Source organism: Nostoc sp. CHAB 5715, assembly GCF_020829685.1.
GTDB lineage: Bacteria > Cyanobacteriota > Cyanobacteriia > Cyanobacteriales > Nostocaceae > Nostoc.
Genome location: NZ_JAIVFR010000280.1, coordinates 1 through 7,793, shown reverse-complemented (window position 1 = coordinate 7,793; position 7,793 = coordinate 1). Strand labels below are relative to the sequence as shown.

Sequence of the window (7,793 nt, the reverse complement as noted above, 5' to 3'; positions counted from 1 at the left end):
AATTTAATTGCTTCTTCGATAGCCGTTTCGCCGCCTTTAATCGCAATGTAACCCATAGTCGATTTAGAATTTTTAAGAAGAATCCAGAAGTCAGAAGTCAGAATCAGTTAATGGAGGTTTGAGTATTGCAAAAGTTTGTGGAACGTACTGGCGTGGGCTTATCTGCATCTGATCCTCGCTTGGCCTCCGGTTTAATAGAAGCCGTTCAGGGGAATTCTGATCCATTACGTAATTTGTCGCGCCGAAACACACAAGCTCTCATCAATTCTGATTTGGAGTTGTTTAAGTCAGTTTTATCTGTTGTCCGTGACGAATATTGCCGCGCATTACTGCGGTGGGTGAAAAATCTCGCCGCATTGGACGAAGTTCTCATTTGTGGCGGTACTAGTGAGTTTGTGCGTAAGGAATTAACTCAACATTTTCTGCATGAGAGCATACCCATTGTTTGGAATGGAGGCGTAGTTCTTCCCAAGCCTTTAAACACTCAAGGGCTGGGTGACAGGCTTGCTGATGTTTGGGCTAGCCATATTAGCTACGTCAGAATGCTAGATGAAAATTTTAGCTATGAACGCAAAGAGAAATTAGTCCCAGACTCTTACCAATCCCCGCCTGTACGCAATTCCACTCCACCCAAAGAAGTTTGGGAGAAGAACGGGTTTTTAACCATGCATCCAGGGGTTTAATCCAATGTCACAAAGATTCATGTGAAATCCTTGACGAGATTTCACATGAATCTTCGTGACATTCTATACTTGTGCTTATCCCTTACCGATTATGGTGGGTTTCAAGCTTTCAAATCCGTTGCCATATACAGGCATCCGGGAATGGCAGCAATCACTATCCAGCTACGCCGGAGATTATCGTGAATCAATCACCGATTTCAGCCCAATCCGTTCCCGCAACGATGGGGAAAACGATTTATCCAGAACCCTATGCCTCAAAGGTCAATGTCCGGTTGAAACGAAAGCTTGGCGAGTGCTTTGGGCTAACTCAGTTTGGGGTCAATCTGACCCATCTTTCACCTGGTGCAGTGTCTGCCCTTGCCCATAGTCACTCAAAGCAAGATGAATTCATTTTTATTCTAGAGGGAACTCCAACTTTGGTGGTGGGAGAACAGGAATTCTCATTGAGTGCGGGGGATTGCTATGGATTCAAAGCGGGTACGGGGATTGCCCATCAACTGGTGAACCGATCCCAAGAAACCGTGACCTACCTAGAGATGGGCGATCGCACAGCACCAGATGAAGTCGAATACCCAAATGATGATCTCAAAGCAACTCAGGTAACAGATGGTGCCTGGATATTAACGCACAAAGATGGCCGTCCCTATTAGAAGAGCTACAAAAAAGAATCAAAAGATTCCACAAGATGATGGTGCAAGTCCCCATGTAACAGGCAAGCAATCGCTCTTATACGGTTTATAGCCCACATTCCGCACTTCATAAAGTAGTATTAAATACTACATGTTTACTCAGTGAAAAAAGTCAATAAATATACTCAAAATATTTAAGTAAGTCAGTATTCAGAAATCAACCTATCTTAGGAAGTAGAAGGCGGGTAAATAGCCTATAAATACTTGGTTTCAGGCTTTTTAGAAAAATCAGCATACATTGTTTTATCATGGCAACCTACTGAGATATTAAAAGTGAGACAATCAAAAAAACTCAACAATATTTGAGAGGTGAAAAAATGTCTCCAAAAGCAAAAATTAAAAATATCGATCACTTGGGAATAGTAGCTGGGTTGATTGATGAAATAGGAATAGTTGAAACAATTAATTCTAAATTAGGAATAGACCCTCGAGAGAAGATTGCAGCGGGAATATTGGTCAAAGCTATTTTAATAAATGGATTGGGATTTGTATCAAGACCTTTATATTTATTTAGCCAGTTTTTTGATGATAAAGGAATAGAAATTTTATTGGGGGAGGGGATAAAAAGTGATTAGATAAATGACGATAAAATTGGAAGAGTTATGGATAAATTATATAACTATGGATTGAACAATCTATTTATAGAAATTATCTTATCTGTGATTAAAAAATTTAAGATAGACACAAAATATTCTCACTTGGATGCCACATCATTTCACCTACATGGAGAGTACAAAAGTGAAGATAAGAAAGAAGAAGAAGGAATAATTAGAGAAAGACCAATAATTATAACCAAAGGATATTCTCGTGACCACAGACCAGATTTGAAACAATGTGTTTTAGATTTAATAACAAGTAGTGATGGAGATATACCATTACTAATGAGAGTTGGAGATGGAAATGAAGCAGATAAAGCCGTGTTTGGGAAAATATTAGTAGAGTTTAAAAAGCAAATAATTTTTGACAGTATCATGGTCTGTGATAGTGCATTATATAGTCAAGAAAATCTCAAATTAATTGAGCATCTAAAATGGATAAGTAGAGTACCGATGACGATAAAAAGAGCAAAAGAATTAGTTCGGTTGGTAGAGATAGAAGAGATAAGTTTGGAAGAAAGAGAAAAAAGAGTAGCCGTAAATTTAGACGGATACAAATGGAAAGAAGAAATAGTAAATTATGCTGGGATTAAACAAGTTTGGCTAGTAGTAGAAAGTCAAAAAAGAAAAGAGAGTGATTTAGAAAAGCTAGATAAAAAGCTAAAAAAAGAAAAAGAACAAGTCGAAAAATTGCTCAAAGAATTAAAAAAAGAAAATTTTGAGAATCCAGAGCAAGCTCTATATAAGCTAAAAGGAATTAACAAAAAATTGAATTTTTTTGAAATTAAAGAAGTTCAAATTACTGAAAGTAAGTCAAAAGAGAATAAAACTATTTATAAAATGTCAGGAGTGGGTCATAAAAAACCAGAAGAGATAGAGATAATGAGAAAAGAAGCCGGAAGATTTATTTTAGCAACTAATTTAGTTGACGATGAGAAGTTAACACCATCAGAAATTATTACAAATTATAAAAATCAACAGTCTTGTGAGAGAGGATTTAGATTTTTGAAAGACCCTTTATTTTTTGCTGATAGTTTCTTTGTGGAAAATCCTGAACGAATCGAGACAATGTTATTTTTAATGTCTTTGTGCTTGTTAGTTTATAATCTTGGTCAAAGGGAACTAAGAAGTAGCTTAAAACGAATCAAAATCGGAATCAAAAATCAACTAGGAAAGTTAACGATTAGTCCGACATTAAGATGGGTATTTCAATGTTTTCAAGGAATTCATATTTTGACTTTAAATGGTGTTAATCAAATTATTAATTTAACGTCAGAACGTCATTTTATTTTGAATTATCTGCCATCATCTTGTCAAAAATATTATCTGCTTTCTTAATCTAAACAACGTTTAAAGAGTGAACAAAAGTTGATCTATAATCCGAAGAGAAATTTCTTGCTCCTCGAATTTTTAGTGCTTAAATAACCTCCTTTATGAGTCAAATCTTTTATGTTTGATTATTTCTCGGATTTCATCATATTAATTCAGCATTATTTTCTTAATTATCCTAACTTTTCGCTCTGATCTTGACTGTAATCTCTTTATACTTCAATTTGAAGTGCGGAATGTGGGTTATAGGTATTAGAGCGATCGCTTCCGATCAAACTAACTATCCAATATTCCAGCCATCAAACAAATTGGGCTGATCTATTCCATACTGTCGCTGCACTAATCGCCGCAGTTCGTCAACAGAATTAGCCGACTTCATTAGAATCAAAATTGAGGTAACGTGCGGGGTCAATCTCTCTTTCGTTTCCGAAGATAGCATCTGATGTATTTTGTGCTTCCTCCTCCCATTAGTTAAAACAGGGTTAACGAGATCAAGCTTGGCTTTTTCTTCCGGTGTCATCCAACCATAAATAAACTCCCAATAATACAGCCCGTTTCTGATATTCCTCTTATGCAGTTTGGTAATCCTTGCCAAGTTGGACTCAAATTCATTCTCAAACATCAAAGTCCAGGGACGTGGCGTGGACAAAATCCGACAATCATCTTTCCGCCGTTGCTCAACTGGACGCGATTCTTTCCAAACCTGCTCGAATCTGCTGATTAACGAGTCTTCTGACAAGGCATCGATTAGCTTTTGAGCTTCGGGATTTCCCTGTCTATCAAAGTAACGCCAAATAATTCTGACATCTTTCAATGACCACGTTACAGCACGCGTTACTGTACTTTTAACCGTATATTCCGCAGATAGTGTAACGTGATTTAGACCTTGTTTCACAAGGCTTTGGTACACGCGAGGCAAGCTAAACTGTAACCTGGTCAACCAGTTTTTATTTATACTAATTGCTTCAAGTATGTGATTCTGAGACATCCGATATTCCTTTGTCTCAAGAATCCTGATTGCATCAAATCGATAATTCCCAATGTACAACTCGACAGCTTCTGCTGCCTGATACTTTTTCTTAGCCATGATTATTCCTAAAGAAAATGCAAATTCTGGTTAGTATCGCGTAGCGTTTTTCAAGAAATCACACGGCTTTATAGCTGCTGAAAGCCAAGTTCTGTTTTGATGAATTTTGAGTTATAGCTTTAGCATGAGTAGACTAATTTTTCTCTAGACCGAAGTACCGTTTTTTTCCGTACTTTGGTCAATTGATTTTGTGAGGATAGAACATATAAACTCTGCGGTAGGAGGTAAATCAGTGAACAGTAAACACATGGTTTCAGTCTGATGAATTAACTGATAACTGATAACTGTTCACTGTTAAATACAGTTGACGCTTTCACTTTGCAGAATCCGGGGTGTAGAAGGTTTTTCTACACCTTTTCCATACACCAAAATATAAGAGAGAAAAATTATGGAACAACTACAATTTAAACCGAGCAACGGTATACACCCTGAACAGTTACAAAATATAGATTTTTCTATCCCTGAGCGTCGTAAAGAACAACTTGAAATCCTGTTGTGTCAGAAAGTTCAAAAAGGGGATGATATCTCTTCATGTATCGAAGCTTTACAGTATTTGACATGGAACGAAAGAACATCAGACCAACTCCAGAAAGTCTGGACTGAAGCAATAAAAGAGAGATCTGTATTCAATGCTTTCCAAAGGGTAATCATTACAGCCTTCGCTATTCTGGGAATGATTGCCTTTTTTAATGGGGTGTTCAAGTCTGCTCAAGGATCACAAGCTGTAATTAGCCCACCTGCTGGTCAACAGCGTTGATTGAGATGGTCAATCAGCGTCATAAATTTACCACAAAAAGCTGAAAGTGTTATTAATACCAACACCTTCAGCTTCTCCATATATTTAGCTAAAGCCACAATTCGGGGCAGTGATGGCTACTCTCTGCTCCCGCTCACTCCAAGAGTGGAATGGCACGCTTGTTAAGCTGAATGGTAGGCAGCGTAAGGATTGCACAGGGGCAGGGGTGCAGAGGGGAATTTCTAAATATCCGTTCGTATTGCCTAAAACTTCTTCTTTCTCCCCTGCTCCTCCGCTCCTCTGCACCCCTGCTGCCTCAACGATTGTCCCTTTTCTTAGTGCCATTCCTCCAAGAGTGCGTGAAGGAAGAAGTAAGCTCACCTAAAATGCTGTGTCTTTGTCGAAAGGCAAGCTGTCAGTATCCTCGAAGTTTCGCAAGTCAACTTCCATTTGCTTGCGGCGTTGCACGTAGGTTCTACTGGCATAGTTTCTGCTATTCATTTCTTGTTGACCGAAGTTGATGCCCATTTCAGCTTTTTTTGCAGAGACTTTATTGTAGTTGTCCACATCAATTTTCTTGCGGCGCTCCATTTCTGAGAGCCATCCCTCGCTAATACCCTTTTTAAGTTCAGATTCCATGTATTCGGGTTTGAGGGAACCATCGGGGTTAAATTGTTCCTTTTCTGTTGGAGTGAAGAAATCGTAAGCGGTATACTCCACCCATTCTTCTGGTGAGGTTTCATCTAGGTGTTTCCACTCGTCATAACTGGTTTTCATTCTACGAGCATAACTATCAACTGCTGCTGGATCTGCCCCAAAAGATATTTTTTGTTGTCTTACTTCATCTTTCAATGTTCCATCTGGATTGAATTCTTTCCCGTGCATATTTATCCAGCGTTTTACTCTTGACATAATTAATTCCTCACAAGATTGATAAACATTTAATTAACTCAAAGTTTTATGACTCTTCATTTTAAACACTTTGATACCAGACTAAATCAATGGGTTCATACTGATGGAGACCACAACAATCCTGATTCAATTTTAACTGAAAAATTAGAGAATACATTATTAGAGTCTTACTTTCCAGATCAAGAATTTTCATTTGGGCATATAGATGAATATAGTCAACCCAAAGATTTACAAAATCACCCAGATGGTAATATTTTATTACTTTCTTCTAAAACCAGGCTGCTTTATGGTTCACCAGAATGCTTGCCAGAAATTGAGAAGCTATGCCCAGATCGAAAAGACCGTGGTGCTTATGGGTCAATTTTCTTGGGTGATTGCAAACATTCGATTAATGAGCAGTTAAATATTTTGATAGTGAATGATGCAAATGGAGAGAATGGAGGATTTATTAAAAATGAAGATGCTTTTAAATTAGTAGGTGATTGCTACGGTCAAGTTTCAACTCAAGTCTATGACCGACTAACAAAGCGAGATGAACAACAAGATAAAGATTATCGTGTTGTTCAGCATCGATTTGGCTGGAGGGATGGGGATGGTCAAGATGATAAATATCGATTTGGAAAGGGAACATTACGACCTTACGACTTTAGCAAAATAGAATACGCTGACTCAAATAATGAATCAAAAATTGACCTGATCATCCCGAAGTCTTAAACTTTCGTTCTCCATTTCTTAATTCTAATGGTCTGTGTGTTTCAGAAAATAAACACATTAAAGATTGTCAAGCTCCAGATGGTACAGATTTGCAAGGCATCATTGTAGTCAACGATGAAGACCATAAGCGCATACAATCCCGAATTGCAGAGCTAGAAGCACAAGGGATTGATGTTGATTTTATAGATCCAGCCGAAACCGAATCAGAACGCCAAGCACGAGATTTTGACGGGGACTGCATTGGCGTGGCACTTGCACTTCAATATCCCAATTTCACAGCCGAAGCTGAATACAGAAATCAGCCCGAAAACGCTTATGCCCCTACAGTCAAGCTGAAAAAACAATCTTTTTATCGAGAAGACGGAACCCAGCCCCCCTTTGAAGAAATCGCTATCCACATGAGCGACAGCATAAGCGTGGGTGTAATCAATAATCAGGTAACAGCATTGGAAGCTTTGGAATCGGAAATTGAGATACTTAAAACTTACGGCACCCTCGAACAAAAATCAGAATATTTAGACCAAGTATCTAGCCACTATCACAGTTTATTTGACCAAGAAAATTCGTCACGTCCCAAACCGATTAGACCTGAGTACAAACCATATATGCAAGAGTTTATCGCTCTCGCTGATGAAGAGAGAACTCCCGAAATCATCCAACAGGCAATGGATGTTAATCGACAGATGTATCGGAGCATGATTGAAGAGGGATGCTACCACAATCAAATTGCTGTTGACCTATTCAAAAGTGCCAAAACTCCTGAAATGAACTTGATAAAGGAGAATCAGCGTTATTTATATAGAGATGTTAATTATATTAAAGATAAGAAATCTTGTTCATCCTATTTAAACACTGGGATTACTCCCAAAGGCTATTCCCCAGTCGAATTATTAATCAGCCAAACTAATAAATATTTCCAACAATCACAGTTAGAATCTCGCCCGATAGTTCAGTTCCAGGATTTATTCAAGGGAGTTGAATTTACACCCCAACAAAGATTTGCGGCGATCGCCGCCAAACACAAGTTTGATAAAAAGTTTAATGCAG

6 protein-coding genes and 2 pseudogenes are annotated in these 7,793 nt (G+C 38.1%); 5 read left to right on the top strand and 3 right to left on the bottom strand.

From position 1 onward, the window contains the following. The first annotated feature begins 125 nt into the window (after positions 1 to 125). The 3 genes and pseudogenes from LC574_RS16890 to LC574_RS16880 all read left to right on the top strand — a co-directional run bounded on the left by LC574_RS16890 (position 126) and on the right by LC574_RS16880 (position 3,306). Complete coding sequence (locus tag LC574_RS16890; protein WP_229454583.1) at positions 126 to 683, top strand: hypothetical protein; 558 nt, start codon at positions 126 to 128, stop codon at positions 681 to 683. Between the two features lie 71 nt (positions 684 to 754). Then, positions 755 to 1,333, top strand: coding sequence for a cupin domain-containing protein (locus LC574_RS16885; protein ID WP_229454582.1), 579 nt, complete (start codon positions 755 to 757; stop codon positions 1,331 to 1,333). 356 nt (positions 1,334 to 1,689) lie between these two features. Next, a pseudogene (locus LC574_RS16880) lies at positions 1,690 to 3,306 on the top strand (IS1634 family transposase). A gap of 271 nt (positions 3,307 to 3,577) precedes the next feature. Here the strand turns inward: LC574_RS16880 and LC574_RS16875 are convergent. Further along, on the bottom strand, positions 3,578 to 4,384 hold the full coding sequence (locus tag LC574_RS16875) for a P63C domain-containing protein (RefSeq protein WP_229454581.1): 807 nt from the start codon (positions 4,382 to 4,384) through the stop codon (positions 3,578 to 3,580). A gap of 388 nt (positions 4,385 to 4,772) precedes the next feature. Here LC574_RS16875 and LC574_RS16870 point away from each other — a divergent pair, with 388 nt between their 5' ends. Next, positions 4,773 to 5,141: a hypothetical protein gene (locus tag LC574_RS16870; RefSeq protein WP_229454580.1), complete on the top strand. Its 369-nt coding sequence runs from the start codon at positions 4,773 to 4,775 to the stop codon at positions 5,139 to 5,141. 84 nt (positions 5,142 to 5,225) lie between these two features. Here LC574_RS16870 and LC574_RS16865 read toward each other — a convergent pair whose 3' ends face one another. Both LC574_RS16865 and LC574_RS16860 read right to left on the bottom strand, forming a co-directional pair. Further along, on the bottom strand, positions 5,226 to 5,465 hold the full coding sequence (locus tag LC574_RS16865; RefSeq protein WP_229454579.1) for a hypothetical protein: 240 nt from the start codon (positions 5,463 to 5,465) through the stop codon (positions 5,226 to 5,228). 36 nt (positions 5,466 to 5,501) lie between these two features. Further along, positions 5,502 to 6,032 carry a hypothetical protein gene (locus LC574_RS16860; RefSeq protein WP_229454578.1) on the bottom strand — a complete coding sequence of 177 codons (531 nt, stop codon included), beginning with the start codon at positions 6,030 to 6,032 and terminating at the stop codon, positions 5,502 to 5,504. A gap of 48 nt (positions 6,033 to 6,080) precedes the next feature. Between LC574_RS16860 and LC574_RS16855 the strand changes: the two are divergent. Further along, positions 6,081 to 7,793 (top strand): annotated as a pseudogene (locus LC574_RS16855) (hypothetical protein); the annotation flags it as partial.

Bases quoted from the DNA above. Each gene is read 5' to 3' on its own strand.
- LC574_RS16875 (WP_229454581.1), bottom strand. From the start codon at position 4,384: ATGGCTAAGAAAAAGTATCAGGCAGCAGAAGCTGTCGAGTTGTACATT.
- LC574_RS16860 (WP_229454578.1), bottom strand. From the start codon at position 6,032: ATGTCAAGAGTAAAACGCTGGATAAATATGCACGGGAAAGAATTCAAT.
- LC574_RS16870 (WP_229454580.1), top strand. From the start codon at position 4,773: ATGGAACAACTACAATTTAAACCGAGCAACGGTATACACCCTGAACAG.
- LC574_RS16865 (WP_229454579.1), bottom strand. From the start codon at position 5,465: ATGGCACTAAGAAAAGGGACAATCGTTGAGGCAGCAGGGGTGCAGAGG.